At 49.8% G+C, this 23,537-nt stretch carries 10 protein-coding genes and 1 pseudogene; 6 read left to right on the forward strand and 5 right to left on the reverse strand.

Annotated features, from left to right (window positions below; genetic code table 11):
* Positions 1 to 2: 2 nt before the first annotated feature.
* Positions 3 to 1,364, reverse strand: a complete 1,362-nt coding sequence (ffh, locus tag T500_RS0104610) for a signal recognition particle protein (protein WP_028907133.1) — start codon at positions 1,362 to 1,364, stop codon at positions 3 to 5.
* A 57-nt stretch (positions 1,365 to 1,421) separates the two neighbouring features.
* Positions 1,422 to 2,033 carry an epoxyqueuosine reductase QueH gene (locus T500_RS0104615; RefSeq protein ID WP_036908444.1) on the reverse strand — a complete coding sequence of 204 codons (612 nt, stop codon included), beginning with the start codon at positions 2,031 to 2,033 and terminating at the stop codon, positions 1,422 to 1,424.
* Between the two features lie 125 nt (positions 2,034 to 2,158).
* Here T500_RS0104615 and T500_RS15175 point away from each other — a divergent pair.
* The 3 genes and pseudogenes from T500_RS15175 to T500_RS0104630 all read left to right on the forward strand — a co-directional run.
* A pseudogene (locus T500_RS15175) lies at positions 2,159 to 3,283 on the forward strand (PIG-L family deacetylase); the annotation flags it as partial.
* A 25-nt stretch (positions 3,284 to 3,308) separates the two neighbouring features.
* A complete protein-coding gene (locus T500_RS0104625; RefSeq protein ID WP_036908445.1) occupies positions 3,309 to 4,946 on the forward strand; it encodes a family 20 glycosylhydrolase in 1,638 nt (545 codons plus the stop codon).
* Between the two features lie 28 nt (positions 4,947 to 4,974).
* Entirely contained in the window at positions 4,975 to 7,224 is a 2,250-nt protein-coding gene (locus T500_RS0104630) for a family 20 glycosylhydrolase (RefSeq protein ID WP_028907136.1), read from the forward strand.
* A 40-nt stretch (positions 7,225 to 7,264) separates the two neighbouring features.
* Here T500_RS0104630 and T500_RS0104635 read toward each other — a convergent pair whose 3' ends face one another.
* Both T500_RS0104635 and T500_RS0104640 read right to left on the reverse strand, forming a co-directional pair.
* Entirely contained in the window at positions 7,265 to 8,722 is a 1,458-nt protein-coding gene (locus T500_RS0104635) for a glycoside hydrolase family 125 protein (protein WP_028907137.1), read from the reverse strand.
* Positions 8,723 to 8,727: 5 nt separating this feature from the next.
* Positions 8,728 to 10,905 carry a GH92 family glycosyl hydrolase gene (locus T500_RS0104640; RefSeq protein WP_028907138.1) on the reverse strand — a complete coding sequence of 726 codons (2,178 nt, stop codon included), beginning with the start codon at positions 10,903 to 10,905 and terminating at the stop codon, positions 8,728 to 8,730.
* A gap of 236 nt (positions 10,906 to 11,141) precedes the next feature.
* Between T500_RS0104640 and T500_RS0104645 the strand changes: the two genes are divergently transcribed.
* The 3 genes from T500_RS0104645 to T500_RS0104655 all read left to right on the forward strand — a co-directional run bounded on the left by T500_RS0104645 (position 11,142) and on the right by T500_RS0104655 (position 19,888).
* A complete protein-coding gene (locus T500_RS0104645) occupies positions 11,142 to 14,510 on the forward strand; it encodes a SusC/RagA family TonB-linked outer membrane protein (RefSeq protein WP_028907139.1) in 3,369 nt (1,122 codons plus the stop codon).
* Between the two features lie 49 nt (positions 14,511 to 14,559).
* Positions 14,560 to 16,275, forward strand: a complete 1,716-nt coding sequence (locus T500_RS0104650) for a SusD/RagB family nutrient-binding outer membrane lipoprotein (RefSeq protein ID WP_028907140.1) — start codon at positions 14,560 to 14,562, stop codon at positions 16,273 to 16,275.
* 85 nt (positions 16,276 to 16,360) lie between these two features.
* Positions 16,361 to 19,888, forward strand: coding sequence for a family 78 glycoside hydrolase catalytic domain (locus T500_RS0104655; RefSeq protein WP_230580843.1), 3,528 nt, complete (start codon positions 16,361 to 16,363; stop codon positions 19,886 to 19,888).
* 54 nt (positions 19,889 to 19,942) lie between these two features.
* Here T500_RS0104655 and T500_RS15180 read toward each other — a convergent pair whose 3' ends face one another.
* Positions 19,943 to 23,464 carry a glycosyl hydrolase 2 galactose-binding domain-containing protein gene (locus tag T500_RS15180; RefSeq protein WP_230580844.1) on the reverse strand — a complete coding sequence of 1,174 codons (3,522 nt, stop codon included), beginning with the start codon at positions 23,462 to 23,464 and terminating at the stop codon, positions 19,943 to 19,945.
* Positions 23,465 to 23,537 lie beyond the last annotated feature (73 nt).

Raw genomic sequence — 23,537 nt, forward strand, 5'->3', positions numbered from 1 at the left:
ATTTAGAACTTGGGCATACCACCTCGCATCTTCATGGCTGCAGCCATCTGAGCCATTTTCGACGAATTGAGGCCGGTAACCATCTTCATCATCTTGCGAGTCTGCTCGAACTGTTTCATCAGTCGGTTCACATCGTCCAATTTGGTACCCGAACCAGCTGCGATACGACGGCGACGGCTCTGGTTGATGATATCGGGATTGGCGCGCTCCTTTGGTGTCATCGAGTTGATGATAGCCTCGATACCCTTAAAGGCATTATCGTCGATATCCAGATCCTTAATCTGCTTGCCAACACCTGGAATCATAGCAGCCAGATCCTTGATGTTACCCATCTTCTTAATCTGCTGTATCTGACCCATGAAGTCGTCGAAGTCGAACTTATTCTTGCGGATTTTCTTTTCAAGTTTCTTTGCTTCCTCCTCGTCGAACTGCTGCTGGGCACGCTCAACCAGAGAAACAATATCACCCATACCGAGGATACGGTCGGCCATACGCTCGGGATAGAACACATCGATAGCCTCCATCTTTTCGCCCGTACCTACAAACTTAATAGGCTTGGTAACTACGGTGCGGATTGAAAGGGCAGCACCACCACGGGTGTCACCATCGAGCTTGGTAAGGATCACACCATCGAAATCCAGACGATCGTTGAATTCCTTAGCGGTGTTAACGGCATCCTGACCGGTCATTGAATCAACTACGAACAGAGTCTCGTTAGGATTAACGGCCTTCTTCAGGGTCTCGATCTCCTGCATCATCTCCTCGTCGACAGCCAGACGACCGGCGGTATCGATAATCACCACGTCGTTGGCCTTTGACTTGGCCTCCTGGATAGCATGGTTGGCAATCTCCACCACATTTTTATTATCAGGCTCGGAATATACGGGAACACCTACAGTCTCACCCACTACCTTGAGCTGCTCGATAGCAGCAGGACGATATACGTCGCAGGCTACCAGCAAAGGCTTCTTGTGGTTGCGCTCCTTCAGCATCTTAGCCAGCTTACCACTGAAAGTAGTCTTACCAGAACCCTGCAGACCCGACATCAGAATGATGGCAGGTGCACCGGCACGGCCCTCAACCTTCAGCTCGGCAGCCTTACCACCCATCAGTTCGGCCAGCTCATCGTGAACAATCTTCACCATCAGCTGACTTGGCTTAACGGCTGTAAGCACGTTCATACCTAAAGCTTTCTGCTTAACGGTATCGGTAAAGCTTTTGGCTACCTTATAGTTTACGTCGGCATCCAACAAGGCTCGACGTACATCTTTCAGCGTTTCGGCTACGTTAATCTCGGTGATTTTACCCTCACCCTTCAGTATCTTAAACGAGCGTTCTAGTCTATCACTTAAATTCTCAAACATATTACTAATCTATTTTTAGGGCGCAAAGTTACAATAAAAAAACGACACACCCAAATTTTACTCGTCGTTTTTTTCGTTTTCTTTTATTTCTGTTGATTTTGGCCGCATGCTGAACTCGCAGCCGCAATACTGCTGATTATAGAACTGATACTCCTTCAGCAGTTGGTTGCGACGTTCGTACAAACCACCCTTACGCCAGTTCTGCGCCCAAAAGTATGCGCCCTCAACGGCCTCTTCGGCAGCATGGCCGGCACATTCTATCTGCTCCAAACTTTTCCAACGGCTCGATGCCAGCGTGGTGGTAAAATACTTAATACCTAACGCCTTGGCCTGCTTGGCAGCGGCAATCAGGCGCAATGTAAAACAGCGTTCGCAACGGCGCCCGCGTTCGGGCTCGGCCTCCAGTCCGCATACGCCACCCAACCACTCATCGTGGTTATAATCGCCATCAATCCATCGCAGTCCTAAGCTCTCAGCATGACGCTTACTCTCCTGTTTACGAATCTCGTATTCCTCTCGGGGCCAGATATTTGGATTAAAATAATAAATAACAGGTATAACACCGTTGGCCATCATCCACTCGACAATGGCACTCGAACATGGGGCGCAGCAAGCATGCAGCAGCACGCGGCTCAATCCCTCGGGTTTTTGAATAGCTGGTTGTTTCATCGGGTGCAAAATTACACATTATTATTGTTAATCTTCATAAAATATGCGTTTATTTCGCGCAAAATGTGTAATTTCGCGGAAAATTTTTACTTTACTACATTAATATAACAATGATGAATTTAAATCTAACTAACAGTATTAAGATGCCTAACCACGAGCTTAGACGTCAGGTAATCGAACTGTGTGAAAAGGTAGAGAAGCCACTGCTTAAGCTTTCTACCAAGGACTATGTTGAGAATGGACTGGGCCACCTGGTTGAGCAGTTTGACGGACAGGCCGGTCTAGTTAACATCGAAGTATTTAACGAGTTGCAGCATACCATCACTGGATGGCCAGGCGGCAAACCCAATGTAGATGATAGCACCCGTCCCGAGCGCGCAAACCCCTACCCCAAGCGTGTGATCGTATTCTCGCCCCACCCCGACGACGATGTAATTTCGATGGGTGGAACCATTCGCCGACTGATGCAGCAGCATCACGATGTACACGTGGCTTACGAAACATCTGGTAATATTGCTGTAGGCGACGAAGAGGTACGCCGTTTCATGCACTTCATCAATGGTTTTAATACCATTTTTGCCAATGGTAGCGACGAAGTGATTAAACACTCATACCAGGCAGTAAAGGCCTTTATCAAAGGTAAGAAGCCAGGTGATCTGGACAACGAGCAGATTCTGCGTCTGAAGGGTCTGATTCGTCGTGGCGAGGCCCGTTTGGCTTGCGAGTACAGCGGTATCGACAGTAAGCATATCCACTTCCTCGACCTGCCTTTCTACGAGAGCGGTAAGATTGAAAAACTGCCTATGACCGAGGCCGACGTTACACCCATCATCGAGCTGATTAACGAAATTAAGCCTCACCAGATTTATGTGGCTGCCGACCTGGCCGACCCACACGGCACACACCGTAAGTGTACCGATGCTGTGCTGGCTGCCATCGACGAAAGCAAGAAGGCTGGCGCCGAGTGGCTGAAGGACTGCCGCGTATGGATGTACCGTGGTGCTTGGGCTGAATGGGATGTTGCTGATATCGAGATGTGCGTACCAATGAGTCCTGAGGAGCTGCGCGAGAAGCGAAATGCCATCCTGCGCCACCAGAGCCAGATGGAGAGTGCCCCATTCCTGGGTAACGACGAGCGCCTGTTCTGGCAGCGCGCCGAGGATCGCAACCGCGAAACAGCCAAGCGCTACGACAACCTCGGACTGGCTTGCTACGAGGCCATGGAGGCTTTCGTGGAATACAAATTCTAGACAACGATCCAAACTGAATAACAATATGAAGACTATTAACAAGTATTTTAAAGGAATGGTGTTGACAGCACTCATCTCTTTAGGTTCGACCACAGCTACAGCTGGCGGACCTGCCAACTACAACGTGGTTCCATTGCCACAATCCATCCAGATGGCGAAAGGCGCTGCCTTCGAACTTGACGGTAACGTGCAGATACTGGCACCTGCCGAATTGCAGAACGAGGCAGAATTCCTGAAGCAGTACATCACAGAACTAACCAAGATCGACCTGAGCATCGTGAACAAGCGTGCCAAGAAAGTGCGCTACATCGAACTGGCCGTATCGCCTAAGGTGACTGCCAAGGAGGGTTATGTGATGAATATCAACCAGAAGGGTGTTACCATCCAGGGTGGTACTGCTGCTGGTGTGTTCTATGGTATCCAGACCCTGCGCAAATCACTGCCTATCGCCTGCAAGTGCGGTAAGCATAAAGGAGGAAGTCTACCTGCCGCAACGATTACCGATGCACCACGCTTTGGCTATCGCGGCATGCACCTCGACTGCTCGCGCCACTTCTGGAGCGTGGATTTCGTAAAGAAGTTCATCGACCTGTTGGCCATGCACAACATGAACATCTTCCACTGGCATCTGACCGACGACCAGGGCTGGCGTATCGAGATCAAGAAGTATCCTAAGCTTACCACAATCGGTTCGCAGCGTTCGGGTACGATTCTCGGCACCAACTCCGATTTGGACGATGGCATTCCCCACGGTGGTTTCTACACCCAGCAGGAGGCTCGCGACATTGTAAAATATGCTCAGGAGCGCCACATCACTATCATCCCCGAGATTGACATGCCCGGCCACATGCTGGCTGCACTGGCTTGCTATCCCGAACTGGGTTGCACAGGCGGTCCGTACGAGGTGGGGCACTACTGGGGTGTTTATACCGATGTGCTGTGCGTAGGCAATCCTAAGGTTTACGAGTTTGTAGAGGGTGTGCTGGCCGAAATAATGGATATCTTCCCATCGGAGGTGATCCATATAGGTGGCGACGAGACTCCAACCGTAAAATGGGAGGCTTGTCCTAAGTGTCAGGCCCTCGGTTTAAGCAAGGATAAGCTGCAGGCCCACTTTACACAGAAGGTGTTCGACTACCTGACAGCCCATCAGCGCCGTGCCCTGGGTTGGGACGAGATTCTGGATGGCTGTCCACAGGATGCCATGATTATGTCGTGGCGTGGTAGCGAGCCTGGTGCCAAGGCTGCCGAGGCCGGACACGATGTGGTGATGACACCAACATCGCACTGCTATTTCGACTATCTGCAGTCGGAAGATGCACGTTTCGAACCTTCGCGTTGCGGTGGATTCATCCCTGTAGAGAAAGTATATTCGCTGGAGCCTGCTCCCGAGTCGTTCTCGGCCGAAGCCAAGAAGCACATCCTGGGTGCACAGGCAAACCTCTGGTCGGAGTATCTGCTCACCGAGGGACTGGTGGAGTATCAGGCCCTGCCACGTATGTCGGCCCTGTCGGAGGTACAGTGGACACAGCCCGAGCTGAAGAACTACGACGCCTTTAAGGAGCGTTTGACACGATTCACGAAGCTGTTCGAGTTCTACAACTACAAATATGCCAAGCATCTGTGGCCAGAGCGTCAGCTGCCCAGTCGCTGGCAATTCTAACAAATTCAAAACATCTACCAACACTTTTATGAAGAAAATCATTTTACTGCTATTTAGTATCCTGAGTCTGGGCATCCAGGCTCAGGTTAACTTGGTACCTGCACCACAGAAAGTAACTGTTGGCACAGGCGAGTTTAACCTAGCACCAGGCACTACCATTGCCTACTCATCGGCAGCACTGAAGCCTGCTGCTGAGTACCTGCAGGTTTGTCTGCAACGCTATGCAAAGGTAAACACCACGCTGGTTGCCGGCAAACAGGGCGACATCCGCCTGACTACCCAAAAAGGTATAGCCAAGGATGGCTATCAGCTGAGTGTAAAGGCCAACGGTATCGACATCAACGCTGCCAACTACAGCGGAACCCTGTCGGCCATTGCCACCTTGAACCAGTTGCTGCTGCAGAACGACGGCAAAGCTGCCATCCCTGCAGTTGCGGTTACCGATGCTCCACGCTTTAACTGGCGCGGATTCCATCTGGATGTATCACGTCACTTCTTTACCGTGGATGAGGTGAAGGAGATCATCGACCTGATGGCGCTGTACAAGTTGAACCGATTCCACTGGCATCTGACCGACGATCAGGGCTGGCGCATCGAGATTAAGAAGTACCCATTGCTCACTGAGAAGGGTGCCTGGCGTATCTACAACAACCAGGACACCGCCTGCATGCAGCTGGCTGCCCGCGATGACAATCCCGATCTGCTGATTCCGAAGAAGAATACCCGCGTGGAGAACGGCGACACCCTGTATGGTGGCTATTACACACAGGATCAGATTCGCGACGTGGTGGCCTATGCCAAGCAGCGCGGTATCGAGATTGTGCCCGAGATTGACATGCCAGGTCATTTCCTGAGTGCCATCGAGAACTACGAGGGACTGTCGTGCTTCCCCACCATCGGCTGGGGCCAGTACTTTACCACCCCACTCTGTCCCGGTAAACAGAAGGTGCTAGATTTCTGCAAGGATATCTGGAGCGAGATTTTCAAGCTGTTCCCCTACGAGTATGTACACGTAGGTGGCGACGAGGTGCGTAAGGATACCTGGAAGGAATGTCCCGACTGTCAGAAGCGTATCAAGGATAACCATCTGAAGAACGAGGAGGAACTGCAGTCGTGGTTTATCCATCAGATGGAGGCTTTCATCAACAAGAACGGTAAGAAGATGATGGGCTGGGACGAAATCCTGGAGGGTGGACTCTCGAAGACCGCTACCGTCACCTGGTGGCGCACTTGGGTGCCCGACGCTCCACTGCAGGTAACAGCTCAGGGAAACGACGTGGTGTTCTGTCCTGGTGCACCCATGTATTTCTCGCAGGCTGAAGAGAAAACCAGCATGCGTAGCATCTATGAATACGACATCATGCCAAAGAACATGAACGCCAAGCAGAAGCAGCACGTGATTGGCGTGCAGGGCAATATGTGGTGCGAGTATATCCCTACCCGCGAGCGTGTGCTGTTCCAGTATTTCCCTCGTATCTTAGCACTCTCGGAGCTGGCATGGACCAAGCCCGAGCTGAAGGATTACGATCAGTTCTACAGTCGCCTGCCCAAACAGTTTGCCATGCTGCACAAGCTGAATGTGCCTTTCCGTACACCTAGTCTGGATGGTGTTTACCACGTAAATGCCTTTACTAACGAGGGTACTATGGCAGTGAGCTGTGCCGACCCATTGGCAACGGTACGTTACACCACCGATGGAAGTTTCCCCAATAAGAACTCGCAGCTGTATAACGGACCGGTTAAGGTTGATGAGACCACGCACTTTATTCTGCGTACCTTTGCACCTAACGGACAGGCTGGGGAGATGCTGAAGGCCGACTTCCTGAAGCAGGGATTGCTGGAGCCTGTAAAGGCAGATGCCAGCAAGCTGACACAGGGACTGAACGCATCCTGGTATAACTATCGCGGTGAGAAATGTCGTGAGATCCACAAGGCACCCTTCAACGGCAACTATCCCGCTAACGACGTGGTAATTCCCGAGGGCGTAAAGGGTAACATCGGACTGATTATTACCGGTTACCTGCGTGTGCCCGAGGATGGTGTTTATACCTTCTCGCTGATGAGCGACGACGGTAGCTGGCTGAAGATTGATGGCAACATGGTGGTTGATAACGACCGTCCACAGAGTCCTCACGAGGAAGTAAGTCAGCAGGCACTGAAAGCCGGTCTGCACAAGATTGAAGTTCGCTATTTTGATAGCAACGGTGGTATGCTACGCCTCTGGGTATTTGATACCAAAGGCCAAAAGATGCAACCTGCCGACATATACTTTAAATAAAAAGAAATCCCGCTTCAGTTTGTTTGAAGCGGGATTCTTTTTATAGATTATTCAATAACTCGGTTTTGCCATCAGCTATGAGTTTTAATACCAACTCGCCAAAGAGTGTGTTCTGCCAAGCAAACCACGGACGGGTGTAATCGTTGGCATTATCCTTATTAAAACTCTCGTGAATAAAACCTGTACCTGCATCGGTAGCTAACAAGGTTCGCATGCACCAGCGAATCTCGTCGTCATCGGTTGCGGTAAAGCACTTCATCATAATCGACATAGGCCATACCATATCGTAGCCGATATGCGGACCACCTATACCCTCGCCTGCCTTGCCACGGAAGAACCAGGGGTTATCCTCGCTCCATACAAAACGACGGGTGTTCTGATAGATGGGATCGTCCATCGGCACATCACCCAAATATCCCATACCTAACAGACTGGGCACGTTGGCATCGTCCATCAGCAGATGATTGCCAAAACCATCCACTTCGTACGCATAAACAGGTCCGTACTTGGGATGACTAACCACCGCATACTGCTTCAGAGCGGTTTCTACCTCACTGGCCAATGCCTTGCACTCGGCGGCTTTCTCAGTCTGGGCGTTAACCTTGGTCAAAATCTCGGCCATCTTTTTAAGTGATGACACTGCCATGAAGTTAGAAGGCACCAGGAAAGGCAATGAGGTGCGATCGTCGGAAGGACGGAACACCGAGGCTATCAGGCCAACGGGCTTTACAGGGGCGCCATAGCCATTCCAACCTACGGTATCGTAAGTACGATCGGTCATACGGAAGAATTGGTATGGACCATGTCCATCCTTACGCTGCTGCTCGCGGAAGGTTTTTACGATGTTATCTACTGCCTGAAGCCAGATGTCGCCAAAGATAGTGGCATCGCCCGTTACCAGCCAATACCAATAAGCCAGACGCACGGGATAGCACAGTGAGTCGATCTCGTACTTGCGCTCAAACACATCCTTAGTCATTTTGGTCACATCCTTCTGCCAACCGGCACCGGTAGGACCATCGTTAAAGGCATTCGCGTACCTATCTATATTAATACACTTCAGCTGGCGCAGAATCACACCACGCAGCATTTTTCTGAGTTTCTTATCCTTGGCACACAACTGCACGTAAGGCCATACCTGAGCACCCGAATCGCGCAGCCACATAGCAGGAATATCGCCGGTATATACAAAGGTATCATCCTCGCCATCTACCACACGGTAATGCACGGTAGATTCCAAGGTGTTTGGAAAGCAGTTGGCAAACATCCAAGCCAGACGGGGATTGCCACTCAGCAGTTTCTGCACCTCGCGGATCTTAGCCTCTACGGCATCCGACGTAAAGAGGCGCTCGGCTACTGGTGGACGCTTGGAAGCATACACCTTCGTATTATCGGAAACCACAGAGGTGTATCGATTGCTGACACTAACCTCTGCGTTTTCCTGCGCTGCTGCAGCCATCGAAAGCATGCAGCACCATACTATCAAACTTTTACGCATAAGCATTAAGGACGGTTCTTAATCTGAGTACCCCATGCTGAAGGCTGGTTACCCATCTCGAGTTCGAGTACACCACCCTTCACGATATCCTGGAACATCAGATACGACTTAGCATAAGGCTTGCCGTTCAACTTGGCACTCTGTACGTAGATATTCTCCTTGCTATTGTTATGAGCCTTAACAGTAAATGTCTTACCGCCACCTACGTTAACCTTAGCCTCGTTGAAGAGTGGACTGCCGATGATGTACTTACCACCTGCTGGCTCTACCTGATACAGACCTAACGACGACATGACATACCAAGCCGACATCTGACCTACATCCTCGTTACCCGACAGACCGTCGAAATCGTTGAAGTAGAGTTCGCTCATGGTCTGACGCAGCAACTTGGCTGCCTTCCAAGGCTGACCTACGTAGTTATACATATATAATATGTGGTGACTAGGCTCGTTGCCATGTGCATACTGTCCAATCAAACCAGAGATATCGGGCGAAGCCTCGGCACCCATATCGCCACTGACGATGAAGAGTGAGTCGAACTTCTCAACAAAACGCTTCTCGCTGGGGAACAAACTAACCAGTCCGTGTACATCGTGAGGTACCAGCCAGGTGTACTGCCAAGCATTACCCTCGGTATAGTCGTCGGCGGTGTGTACACTCTTGAATGGATTGAATGGCTCGTGGAAACTACCATCGCTACCACGTCCACGCATAAACAACGTCTTGCGATCGAAATAATGCTTATAGCCACGACTGCGGTTGTAGAAGTACTTGTAATCAGCCTTCTTACCCAACAGCTTAGCTACCTTAGCGATACAGTCGTCAGCCAGTGCATACTCCAAGCCCTTAGCCACCGTCTGGAAAGTAGAATCCTTATCGTAAGGCAGATAGCCATACTTTTTGAGCAGATCCATACTGCGCTCATCAAGCATAGCCGATGTCTTCATGGCATTAAAGGCAGCCTCCTTATCGGCAACAAAACCTTTCAGTACCATATCGGCCAGCACAGCAGCACCGGGATTACCCACCATACAGTCGGTCTCGTTACCCATCAGGTGCCATACAGGCAGCTTGCCCTGCTGCTCAAAGATGTGCAGGAAAGTGGCAGCCATATCCTTCTGCTTCTCAGGATGAATCAGTGTCATCAAAGGATGAGCTGCACGATAGGTATCCCAGAGCGAGAAGGTGGTATAGTTGGTAAAGTCGCCATGATGCACCTTACCATCGGCACCACGGTAGTTGCCTGTAACATCGCTGAACACCGATGGTGCGGTCATAGTGTGATAAAGGGCTGTATAGAAGATGGTACGAACGGTCTCATCGTCGGTATCTACATCAATCTTACCCAACTCGTCGTTCCATGCCTGATTAGCAGCAGCTACGGTAGCCCTGAAATCCCAACCTGGCAGCTCGGCCTTGAGGTTAGCCTTGGCATCCTCGACACTTACTGCCGAGATGGCACATTTTACCATCACAGGCTTTGAGATATCCTCGAAGGTAAGCACCATGATAGAGTCGCCTACCTGCTTCTTCACTTTTACAGGGGTTGAGAACTCGGCTGCAAAGAACACATGCTGATTACGGGCCCAACCCGACGACTGACGGAAGCCGGTAACCATGGTAGGACTCTCTACAGAAAAACCGCTCTTACGCCAGTTGTCCCAACCGGTACCCTGTCGCAAATCGATACGCAGCATACCTTTATGATTGTCGGCACCGAATGTATAACGGTGGAAACCAACGCGTTTTGTAGCAGTGAGCTCAACAAAAACATTAGGCTGCTGCAAACGGATGGCATAGTAGCCTGGACGAACCGACTCGTTGGCATGTGAGAACTTAGTCTCGGTAGCGCTGCAATGAGCCACTGGCAGGAAACCGATATCACCCAGATCGCCGATACCCGTACCACTCAGGTGGGTATGACCAAAACCTACCAGTACCGAATCGCTGATGTGATAGCCCGAACACCAGTCCCATCCGTGGGTGTGCTCTGTGGGGCCAAGCTGTACCACGCCAAAGGGCACATTTGCACCCAGGAATACGTGACCGTGACCTCCGGTACCAATCCAGGGATTAACATAATTAGTAAACTCGTTTTTGTGTTGGCAAGCATCTGCCGCCATAACCTGACCAGACACTGCAGTCATGGTCAACGCCAGAATAAATTTATTTAAGCATTTCATAATTTAAATAGGTATATTAGCAATTCGCTTACAAAATTATAAAATAGTGCACGATAACAGAACAAAATGCAAGATTATTATATGAATTTAACCTAAATTAACCTAAAAGTCTTGCTAGTTTGTATAATTATGTTTAGATTTGCACCGTTTTTATAACTATAATTACTATTCAATTAATTAAAACCAACAACATGAAAATGGGAAATTACTTTCTTAGCTCTCACATGAGAGCGTGTATGATGGCCATTTGTCTGCTTTTTGCAGCAGTTGTCAATGCACAGAATGTTACGGTTAAGGGAAGTGTTCTCGACACTAAGGGTGACCCCATTATTGGAGCCACTATTAAGGTCGAAGGCGCCCAAGCCGGAACGGTTACTAACTACGATGGCGACTTCACCATCTCTTGTCGCAATGGAGCTACGCTTAATGTCAGCTACATTGGCTTTGCCCCAAAACAGGTAAAAGCCGAGACAGGCAAAGTTCTCAAAATTGTTCTTGAGGAAGAAGCTACTACCCTGAACGAGGTGGTTGTAACAGCTCTTGGTATCAAGAAAGACCAGAAGAAACTGGGTTACGCCATCAGCTCGATCAACAGCGACGAGCTGATCAAGACTGGTGCTTCTAACTTCGCATCAGCCCTGTATGGTAAGGCTCCTGGTGTTCGCATCCAGTCAGCCCCTGGTGGTAACACATCTGCTGTATCTATCTCGGTACGTGGTATGTCATCAATCACTGGTAACACCCAGCCTCTGATCGTTATGGACGGTGTGCCCATCCACAACGGTAATACCAATAACGAAGGCTACTGGGACAACCAGCGTATCCGTTCAAACGGTTTGGTTGATATCAACCCAGAGGATATCGAGAACATCTCAATCCTGAAGGGTGCTGCCGCTTCTGCACTGTACGGATCTGAGGCTGCCAACGGTGTTGTAATGATTACCACCAAGAAGGCTGCCAAGGGTACTGGTACACGTGTAAACTTCAGCGCTAACGTAAGCTGGGATAAGATTGCCTACATGCCTGACATGCAGACAGAGTTCGGTCCTGGTTTCGACAACTGGGCCTATGGTTCAGACGATAATATGGACTGTCTTACAGGTTTCAAGCAGACTATGTTTGATCGCAATGGCAATACCATCGTAACACCAGCTCAGCCACGTTACTATTCATATGGCCCCCGCTACAATGGCAGAGAGATAACCTATTTCGATGGCACCAAGCGTCCTTACTCGCCTATCGGTGGCAACCAGTGGAACGAGGTATTCCGCACAGGTTTCAACCAGAACTACAATGTTGCTATCACTAACAGTTCTGAGCGTAGCAACATCCGCTTCTCATACAACTTCAACGATGTGAAGCCCATGCAGTTCAACTCTGCTAACCACAAGCACAACTTTAATGTAAATGGTTCGTTTGATATTACCAACACCATTAAGTTGAACTATACCGCTACTTATCAGAAGCAGTTCATTAAGAACCGTCCTTATCGTATCAGCCGTATCGTCCAGAACTACTCTGGTATGTTCGGTAGCTTCACCGATGTTAAGTACATCCGTGAGCACACTATGACAAGTCTCGGTTATCTGAACAGCGTATATGCTGCAAACGGTGGTACTACCAATACTCTGACTCCCGACGAGCAGTTCCTGTACAGCCCAATGGGTTCTACCTCATTGATCAGCGAGTACTTCTGGAACATCCTTGGTAAGGAGCAGCTTGAGGATCACCAGCGTTTCATCGGCAGTATCAACCCAACATGGGAGATTATCCCTGGTCTGACACTTGGTGCACGTATTGCTACCGACCTGACATCAGATAAGATTGAGAATAAGAACCGTGCAGAGAATGCACATATCTTCTCTTCTAACGGTCAGTACAGCGATGCATACGCACTCGAGAACAGCAAGTACGAGATTGTTTACGGTGACGTAATGCTGAGCTTCGACAAGACATTTGCTGATGTTCACAACGTACAGGCTAACTTCGGTTACAACGCCCGTCAGGAGACATACTACATGTCAAGCGTTAGCACCAGTCAGGGTCTGAGCCAGGAGAACTGGTTTAACCTCGCAGCTTCTGTAGGAACCAAGAACGCCAACATGAACAAGCAGGATATGCTTCGCACAGGTATGTTCCTCACCGCTAGCTACGGCTACGATAACTGGGCATACATCGAGGGTACTATCCGTAACGAGAAGACCTCTACCCTGAAGAAGGGCAACAACTCATTCTGGTATCCATCAGCCAGTGCCAGCATTCTGTTCACAGAGCTGATGAAGGACAACAAGCCAGCTTGGTACGACTATGGTAAGATTCGCGCTTCTTACGGTATCGTAGGTAACGCTCCTGAGATCTACCGCGCTAACTTGGCATACAGCCAGGGCAACCTGCAGCACGGTGATACTTACATCTACAACTACATGAGTACATCTGTAGGTAACGAGAGCATCAAGCCTGAGAAGAAGTACGAGTTCGAGATTGGTCTCGAGAGTAAGTTCTTCAACAACCGCTTAGGTTTCGAGTTCTCTTACTACCACAATGATATCAAGGACCAGATTCTGCAGACAACTTCTGCCTACTCTATGGGTGCTCAGAGCATGCTGATGAACGTAGGTGAGCTGACTAACTCAGGTGCTGAGTTCAGTATCTATGGTACTCCATTCGAGAATAAGGACTGGCGTGTTGACCTGCGTGCTAACATCGCCGTTAATAAGAATAAGGTAAAGAAACTGGCCGATGGTCTGGATGTTCTTTCACACGCTAACTGGGATAACGGTGCAGCTACCCTTGAGTCACACGTTGGTGAGCCTATGGGTGACTTCTACACATACACTTGGAAGACCGACGAGAACGGTAACCGTATCGTAGGCGAGGATGGTTTGTACATCACCGATACTTCTGAGCGTCACAAGGTAGGTAACGCTATGCCTGATGCCGTTGGTGGATTCGCTGCTTCGGTAAGCTACAAGAACTTCACACTGGATATGAGTTTCGACTACCGTATCGGTGGCGACGTTATCAACCAGCCTTGGCAGTACTATATGGATACTGGTATCATCAAGGATGCTGTTGGTGCTCGTGACTACCTCTCAGGCGGTCTGTTCTATTACAGCACAACAGGAAGTGTTGACGATAAGGCTAGCATCGTACGTGTTGATCCTTCACAGGTTCCTAACTACCAGCGTGGTGTAACCATGATCGACGGTCACTATGTATGGGATAACGGTGTTATCCAGCCAGGTGTTAAGGAGGACGGAACTCCTAACGACATCATCACCACTCAGTTTGCTATCAACGATATGCAGTACGGTTGGGGTACCAGCGCTACTCAGAGCTATCAGGAGGCTATCCAGAAGAACAGCTACGTGAAGTGCCGTGAGATCAGCCTGTCATATCAGCTGCCTACACAGTGGACCAAGCGTTTCGGATGCAGCAACCTCACAGTATCTGCATTTGCACGTAACCCATTCTATCTCTATCGTACACTGAAGCTGTTCGATTCAGAGACTACCGATGGAACTAACTGGATCTATCAGGCACAGGTTGGTGGTTCAACTGCCAGCGCACGCACATTCGGTGTTTCACTCCGTGCAAGCTTCTAATAGATGGTGCAATAGAACATTTGAAACTAACTAAAAGATTATAAGATTTATGAAAAAGATATTTTTTACAGTCTTTGCTGCAGTGGGAATGATGTCTCTCGTATCTTGTTCTAATTCAGACTTTGACGAGAAGTATGCTGACCCATCAAAGACTACAACAGTAGGCGTTCCACAGGTGTTCACCGGCGTGCTTGATGCAGGTAACCGTTGGATGAACCTGGATTATTGGCGCTATTACACCCAGTCAACCACATCAGGTTGCTTCTCGGGTGTAATCGGTAACGCTAACGGCCGCGGTCGTTTCCGTGGAGCCAGCGAGGGTTACTTCAATATCCGTTGGCAGGATTTCTACAACATGCTGACTCAGTTCCGTGTGCTGGAGGATACCTATAACAACCTCTCTGACGACGAGAAGGCTGCTAACAAGATTTTCTTCTATCTTGGTCGTACCTTGATGCAGGCTCAGCTCCACGAGGTTATCTCTATCTGGGGCGATGCTCCCTACTCTGGTGCAGGAACTCTGTGGAAGACCGGTAACTACGATGCCGCTAAGACAGCAGCTACATACGACGACGACGTACAGATCTACAAGCAGATTCTGGCCGACCTGAAGGAAGTTGGCGATTACTTCGCCGCTGGCAACTTGAATGCAGCTGGTGTCAGCGCACTGAAGCGTCAGGACTATACTTCTGCCGCTGGTTCTACCGACATCTGGCAGCGTTATGTTAACTCACTCCGTCTGCGCATCGCTCTGCATCTGGCTACCAATGGTGACCTGACTGCCGACGCTAAGAGCGCTATCCAGGAGATTCTGAGCAACCCAACACAGTATCCTCTGATTGAGAGCAACGATCAGAACATCGGTGTAAACGGTGATACAGCTACCGACCACTTCAACTATGGTAAGGGTGTTTCTCAGGCTCTGGCTGGTAGTTCTATGGCAGCTGGTTCTCAGGCTATGCTCGACGCTATGAACGTTCCTGCAAATGGTATCCCCGATGAGAATACCGACCCACGTCTGGCTGCTATTTACGATTGCAACCCCGACAACGAGTACATTGCTTACGACAACTCACTCACCAGCAGCGAGATTGACAATATCGCCGATGAGAAGAACAAGGAGTATGTGGAGCGTGGTATCACCTCTTCAAATTACTATTGTCGTATCGATACCATCGCCTTCGCTGGTTGGGCTGCTTATCAGGGCAACGCTAACCTGAATGGTACTTGGATCAACGCTGCTGAGGTAGCTCTGAGCAAGGCCGAGGCTTACCTGATGGGTTACGGTGTAGCTGCTAACGAGGCAACAGCTAAGGAGAACTTCATCAAGGGTGTAGTACTCTCTAACGAATACTACTGGAACATGAAGACTACTTCTTCACTGTACAAGGAGGGTAACGACTCATACAGCGGTTTCCGTGCACTGACCGTTCCTACATCAGCCGACTTCGAGGCATATGCCAACAAGATCTGGAAGGCTACTCAGGAGTGCGTTGCTACTCAGCTCTGGCTGAACTTCGCCTACCTGAACGAGCTGGAGGCTTGGAACGTGAACCGTCGTACTGGATTCCCCAACGTGAAGTTTGCTAAGGATACCCAGATGGCTGACTATCCTACTCCTCCAAACCGTCTGCCTTACCCAAGCGACGAGTTGAACTTCAACAAGGACAACTGCGAGGCTGCTAAGGCTATCAACTACTCAGAAAGCACTGGTTACTACACTAACCTGTTCTGGGCTAAGCAGACCTACTATTCACTCTATTAAAAAATAGATTGAAACACAATAATTATCCCGAGACCCTTTGCGGGTTTCGGGATTTTTATTAAAACCCAACAAACCCAAAACTGAAATGAAAAGACTTCTATTACTAATTGTCGCATTATGCGTTTTCTGGCATAGTTATGCCGGAAAGCAGGTAACAAATCGTGTAGTGGTAGCTTATGTTACCGCAGGTACAACAGAGATTCCCGATCCTACGTTGATGACACACATCAACTATGCGTTCGGAACAGTTAACAAAACATTTAATGGTGTAGATATCCAAAAGCCAGAACGCCTAAGGGTGATTGCTGGTTTGAAACAGCAGAACCCGGAACTGAAGGTGCTGCTGTCGATTGGTGGATGGACAGCAGGACGATTCAGCGAAATGGCTGCCACCAAACAGAACCGCGCTGCCTTTGCTAAGGACTGCAAACGCATTGTAGATGAGTTCGGACTGGATGGTATCGATATCGACTGGGAATACCCGTCATCCAGCGAGGCTGGTATCTCGTCGTCACCCGACGATATCGATAACTTTACGCTGCTGATGAAGGAACTGCGCCGCGTGTTAGGTAAACAGAAGCTGCTTACCATCGCCACCATCTGCACCGCAAAGTATATCGACTTTAAGAAATGTCTGCCTTATCTCGACTTGGTGAATGTAATGTCGTACGACATGAGTGATCCCAACAAGGCACACCATGCAGCCCTCTACCCCTCGCCTATCTCAGGTTACTGCACTGGCTCTGAAGCTGTCGAGGCACACCTGAAGGCAGGTGTACCCAAGGAGAAACTGGTAATGGGTATGCCCTTCTACCAAAAAGGCAGAAGACAGGATGCTGGTGTTGACGAATACCTGCGTACGGGTATCCTGCCCGTTGGCTACACACGTCAATGGAGCGATGTGGCCCAAGCCGATTATATTGCCAACGAAAAAGGCGAGTTTGTATGGGCCTACGAAACAACCCGTTCCTTAGGCGCCATCTGTCAGTATATCCTTGAAAACAACCTGCGTGGCGGTATGTACTGGGAATACTCGAACGACCGAACTGGTGAATTCAGTTCGCTGCTGAGTAAAATGTTGTTGGAGCAGCCCACCACGGTAGGCCATAAAACCACAGCTCTCAACGCATCAGCCTGGCAGAATGCCGAATGGATTTCGGTAGTGAACGCCCCCGTAGTAACAGGACGTGCCGATAAGGTGATTCGTGCTGCCGATGGTGCCAGTTGGTTTGTATCTACCATCAAAAACGAAAAGCCCGTTACACAAGCCAAATGGATGACAACGGGATTAGGTGTGTTTGAGCTTTACCTGAACGGACAACCTGTAGGCGAGGAAATCCTGAAGCCAGGATTTACGCATTACGCCAAGACCAAGCGTTCGTTTACCTATGATATCACCGATGCTTTCCAGAAGCAGACAGGTAACGAGAATGTGCTCTCGGCTCAGGTAACTCCGGGCTGGTGGGCCGACAAGATTATCACCCCTGGTGATCACGAAGGTATGATTGGTAAGAAATGCGCCTTCCGTGGTGTGCTGGAGCTGACATTTGCCGATGGTACCAAACAGTACTACGGTACCAACTGCAAGGATTGGAAAGCAGGTATTGCAGGTCCGGTAAAGCATGCCGGTATCTTTGATGGCGAAGCTTTTGATGCCCGCGAATTGCCTGGGTTTGCTACTATCGAAAAACTCACAACTCCCGAAGTAAACACCGAGTTTACAGGTGAGATAGTTCCATCAGAGGGTGCAGAGGTTTATCTGCGTCGCGACTTGGCATTACGTCCCGTCAGCACCTATATCTGGCAAGGCGTTACCGGCGAGAAAAAAGCTGCCGACAAGAAGGATATCGAATATGGTAAGGTTATCATCAAACGAAACTATGCCCTGGGCGAAACCATCACTCTGAATCCTGGCGAAACGCTGATTGTGGATTTCGGACAGAACACATCGGGTGTACCGTTCTTTAGCTTTAAAGCGAATGAAGGTACCACACTGACCTGCTTGCCTGCAGAGATTCTGAACGATGGCAACGGTGCCGAGCGTCGTGGTATGGATGGGCCTGAAGGTAGTGTACATCGTCGCAACCTGCGTATCCAGAACACAGGTATTCGCATCGATTACACCTTTGCCAACAACCCAAGCTTTGTAAGCTACTATCCCCACTGCACGTTCTTTGGCTACCGTTACATCTCGGTAACCGCTACCGATAAGGTGGAGATTCAACGCGTGGAATCGTTGCCTGTAACCAGTATTGCCAAAGGTCTGGAAATAGGAAAAATCACCACAGGTAACGACCTGATTAACAAGCTGATTTCGAACACTGTTTGGGGCCAGCGTTCTAACTATCTCTCGGTACCTACCGACTGTCCACAGCGTGATGAACGATTAGGTTGGATGGCTGATACTCAAGTATTTACAGAGGCAGGTTCATTCTTTGCTAATACCGACGGATTCTTCCATAAATGGACCCGCGACGTACGCGACTCACAGAGTGCCGCAGGTGGATTCCCAGGTGTATCGCCTACTGCCCAGTATGGTAATGAGATGATGCGTTTGGGTTGGGCCGATGCCGGTGTGATTGTGCCTTGGACGGTATGGAAGCAGTTTGGCGACAAAGCCATCGTGGATGAGAACTGGGAGGCGATGGAACGCTTCATGAACCACATCAATGAGGTGAAATACAACCACGAGGCACTCGTAAAAGAGAATGGTAACTACCAATGGGCCGACTGGCTGAGCTGTGAGGCATTGGAAACATGTATCAACCTGGCTTTCGACGAGAACTGGAAGCCACGTCCTGATGCCATCGCCTACTGGAATTACCTGAGTGCTTGCTACTGGCAGATTGATGCCGAGATGATGCGTGACATGGCACTGGCAACAGGTCGCGATGCCACAAAATACCAGCAGATGGCAGAGGCTGCCCAGAATTATCTGAAACAGCAGTTCCTGAATCAGGATGGTACCTTTAAGACTGCCGTGCTGAACACCATGCAAACCCCTGCCCTCTTTGCGTTGAAGAACCGTCTGGTTGAGGGTGCTGCTAAGGAGCGTACGATTCAGCGCCTACGCCAGAACTTTGTGGAGCATGGTAACTGCTTGCAGACCGGTTTCTTAGGCACCAGCATCCTGATGGCTACACTCACCGAGAACGGCATGGTAGATATTGCTTATGAGCTGCTCTTCCAGCGTAAGAACCCCAGTTGGATTTACTCTATCGACAACGGTGCCACCACTATCTGGGAACGCTGGAACAGCTACCGCCGCGATAATGGCTTAGGACCTAACGGCATGAACAGTTTTAACCACTATGCCTACGGTGCCGTATGCGAGTGGATTTGGGAGACTGCTGCCGGAATCGCCACCGATACCCAGGTGCCAGGCTTTAAACAGATAATCATGAAACCTATCCCTGATAAGCGCTTAGGCTTTATGGTAGCCGAATACCAGTCGGCTGCCGGTTTGATCAAGAGCGAATGGAAATACGAGGGCGACCTGTGGCTGTGGAACTTCACTGTTCCCGAAGGTGCCACCGCCATCGTTACCCTACCCGGCGATACAACCTCAAAGACATATCCAAGTGGTACTTACCACTTACAAAAGAAACTCTAACAAAAAAGCCGCCCTTCAGCAAATTGAAGAGCGGCTTTCTTTTTGGTTATCTGATTAGTTAATCGGTGTCACCTCGATTACAGGACTCTGTCCTCTACCATCCTCGGCTTTCCATTCGATGGTAACCACCTTCTGTTCGCCAGGCATCAAGGTAAAGTAGTTATCGCTATAGATAACTGGCAGAATCTGCTCGCCATCAGCACCCTTCAGATTGATGCGGAGGAATGGAGCAACCGACTTACCAGTGTTCTTCACTGTCACAACAGCCTTGGTACCAGTAACTCGTACGTTCTGCTGCAATGCTGTTTTTGGCAGGGTATTCAGGGCACGGTAATTATTTTCCTCGCGACCCATAATATACTCGTTCTCCGAAATCAAGCCACGCTTATCGGCAAGTGTCAAACGCAGGAACCATACATCCGATGGAGCTTGAGCCTGCAACTTAGCCAACTTAAGGATGGCCTTGGTGGTATCCTCGTTGCTATTCAGACGGAACTTCTGCTGACGCACTTTTTTACCGTTCAGATCATAAACAGCAACGGTAGCGGTGATACCTGCCACGTTACCAGCCGAATGGTTAACCACCTCAACGCTGTCTGTCAGGGCGTTATACTGGATATGCAATGGCTCACAAGCCTTCTTCACACCAAAGTAAGCCGCTGTGGGATCGAAATAGTAATCGTAAGTCTGCCAAACCATCGAGGGCCAGCATGCATGACTCATCCAGATCAACAGTCCTGCACGACTCTTGCTCGTGCTCTCATACATACCACGATAGCCATTATAGTTAATGAGCTGAGCCCAACGGGTAAACTCATCGGCGCTGCTAGCCTTGCCAAGACCCTCTTCAACCAGTCCATTAAACTCGCGGGCACGCTGGGCACCTAACAGGGTGTAATCGTGCATACCCCACTGTACGCTCTGCGGCCAGAGTGAATCGGGACTCAACGTACGCTTCAGACTCTCGATATTCATTACGTTAGGCATACCACGCTCGGTGTGAATCTTACCACTCTGACGAGAGAAGTACTCTTTCATAGGCAGTGCCCAGTATGGACCGTGACCACTCACACCATCATCAGCTGAGCTTGAGATAAACTCCAGACCTGGCGACAGGGTGTGTACATACTCACGCAACTTGCGATCGATAGCTTCGGGAGGGAATCCTTCGTTACGTCCTACCCAGATACCTATGCTGGCATGACTGCGAATACGACGCAGGTAATCCTGTGCATTGCTCAGGAACAGCAAATCATCATGAGGATCGGGTCCGTCGGCAGGGTTAGCCAACCAGAAGTCCTGCCATACCATGATACCATGCTTATCGCAAGCCTCGTAGAAAGCCTCGTCGCCTATCTGGCCTACCCAGTTACGAATCATGGTGCAGTTCATTTGCTTGTGGTAACCCACCGCAATATCGTACTCACGTGAACGGTACAGCAGATTGTGCTCGTCGAAACCCCAGTTACCACCCAGTGGAATAAAGCGTCGACCATTGATATACATGATGAGCGAATCCTTCAGTCCCTCGTATTTCATCTCACGGATACCTGCCTTATAGTTGATAGTGGTAGCCACGCCGTTATCAGGTGTGAAGGTAAAGCCAGCCTCGTACAGATTGGGCTCGCCATAACCATTAGGCCACCACAGTTTGAAGTCGCTGCTGGTCAACTGCTTGTTGCAATGAGGACAGAAGCTTACCTCCTGCTCAGTGTTGGCAGGTAGCGTCATCTTCTTTTCAAACTTCACATCGCCAATCCAGCCCTTCAGGGTACCGGATACGGGCTTGTTATCGTTGTTGCGTACAAACACAGCAGGCTTTACGCTGGCTGTTATTCCATCGGCAGCCAATTTGGTCTTTACGTATGGATCGCTTACGGTAACATTACCTGTTGAGGTGAGATAAACCTCGTTCCAGATACCAACCTCGCGTCCACGTACAGTCGTAATCCAGTCCCAACCAATCGTAGCATGGAAGGTAGGATTATCGGCACCAAGCAGTCCACCATTCAGCTGGGTGGTGTTGCGGTCCTTCTCCTTCACAGCACCAAAGTACTTATTGCACTCCACCTCTACTGCCAGGTAGTTCTTACCGGTATGCAGCAGTCCGGTTACGTTGAACTTGCCACGCATAAAGGCACCCTCGATACGTCCCAAACGCTGTCCGTTCAGATATACGTTAGCCTTCCAGTTGATACCATCGAAGTTGAGCCACTGCTGCTCACCATCGATACGCTCTACATTGAACTCCTGACGGTACCAGAAGTTCGAACGGAAATATGATTCTGAAATCTGATTGATATCATCAGCATAGTTTGGATCGGGTACAGCGCCGATATTCATATACGAAGCCAGTATGGTACCAGGTACGGTAGCAGCAATCCAGCTCTTGCTATCATAGTCGGCCGATGCAATCTGCTCGCCACGGGCATCTACCTCCGAGGCACGCTGCAACTGCCACATGCCGCCACTCAACTCGTAGCGTCCATTCTTCATACCAGCCACAGCATGTGGGGTGTAAACCTGCTTCTGCTTCGACAGAACCTCCAGCTCACGCAGCGCATAACAACCTGCCTCACCAGGCTCCTGCAGCAACAAACGCACGTAGCGCGCTGTAGCCTTTACATTCACGCGATCGGCAATATCAGCCACCTTTGTCCAGGTTTTAGCATCGTCTGATACCTGGATGATACCCTTTTTAGGAGCATAGAGCCAATCCAGCGCAATCTGCTCGATAGGCAGACTCTTTCCTAAGTCGGTGTATATCCACTGCTCGCCGCCACCATCGCTCATCCACAAGCTACTGAACTGCTGCGAAGGCAACAACTCTACATACTCGCCGATGGCATTCTGGAACTGCAACTCGTACACGTCCCAGTGGGCAGCACCAGTCATATCCATTACCACACGCAGATGCTGGGTGTTTACAGGTGTCTTGAATTTGATGAGTTCATCCAACTGACGGGCTGGCAACAGACTCTCCTCGGTCTGTTTGTTGGGGTCGGAATGTAACTTATAGTACAGTGGCTTACCAGGCAGTTTGACGCCCTTCAACTCACCAACCACCTGCCAGTCTTTTCCGTTTTCCGAAGCCTCGCATCGAATGCTGTAGCCCTCGGTAGCCAGCTGGTCGTTATAGGCCATCATACCTACCACACGTACCCCAGCAGTCTTTACCTTCATGGCACCGCTGTAATCGTACTGCAGCCAGGTCTTCTCACCCATCAGGATGTTCTTCGAATAGGCACCGCCATCGATAGCCCACTCTGCCTCCTTACGTGGCAGCACACCATCCTGTGTTGATACCTTGAGCATGATGGGTTCGGCTGTGTCGCAGATGCCATCTGTTACCAGATGTGCCGTCAGGTTGTAGTCGATAGCCGACGAAGCCCAAGCCGCACGGTGGCGTGCTACATTTGTTAATGTCTGGCCATTCTCCACCCAGCTCAGTGTGGGTGCGTAATACTCACTCTTGGCACCCGGATACTGTCCGATGCCACGCGTGTAATCAGTTGGTTGAGGTGCAGCCACAGCGCACATGCCGATACACGAAAAAATTGCTGTAAGATACTTCATATTGTCGTAGTTTCTGATTTTTGTGGGCAAAAGTACAAAAAAAATGGATACCATACTAAACTTTCGTCATTTT

The sequence above is a fragment of the Xylanibacter ruminicola Ga6B6 genome, from assembly GCF_000687715.1.
GTDB lineage: Bacteria > Bacteroidota > Bacteroidia > Bacteroidales > Bacteroidaceae > Prevotella > Prevotella ruminicola_B.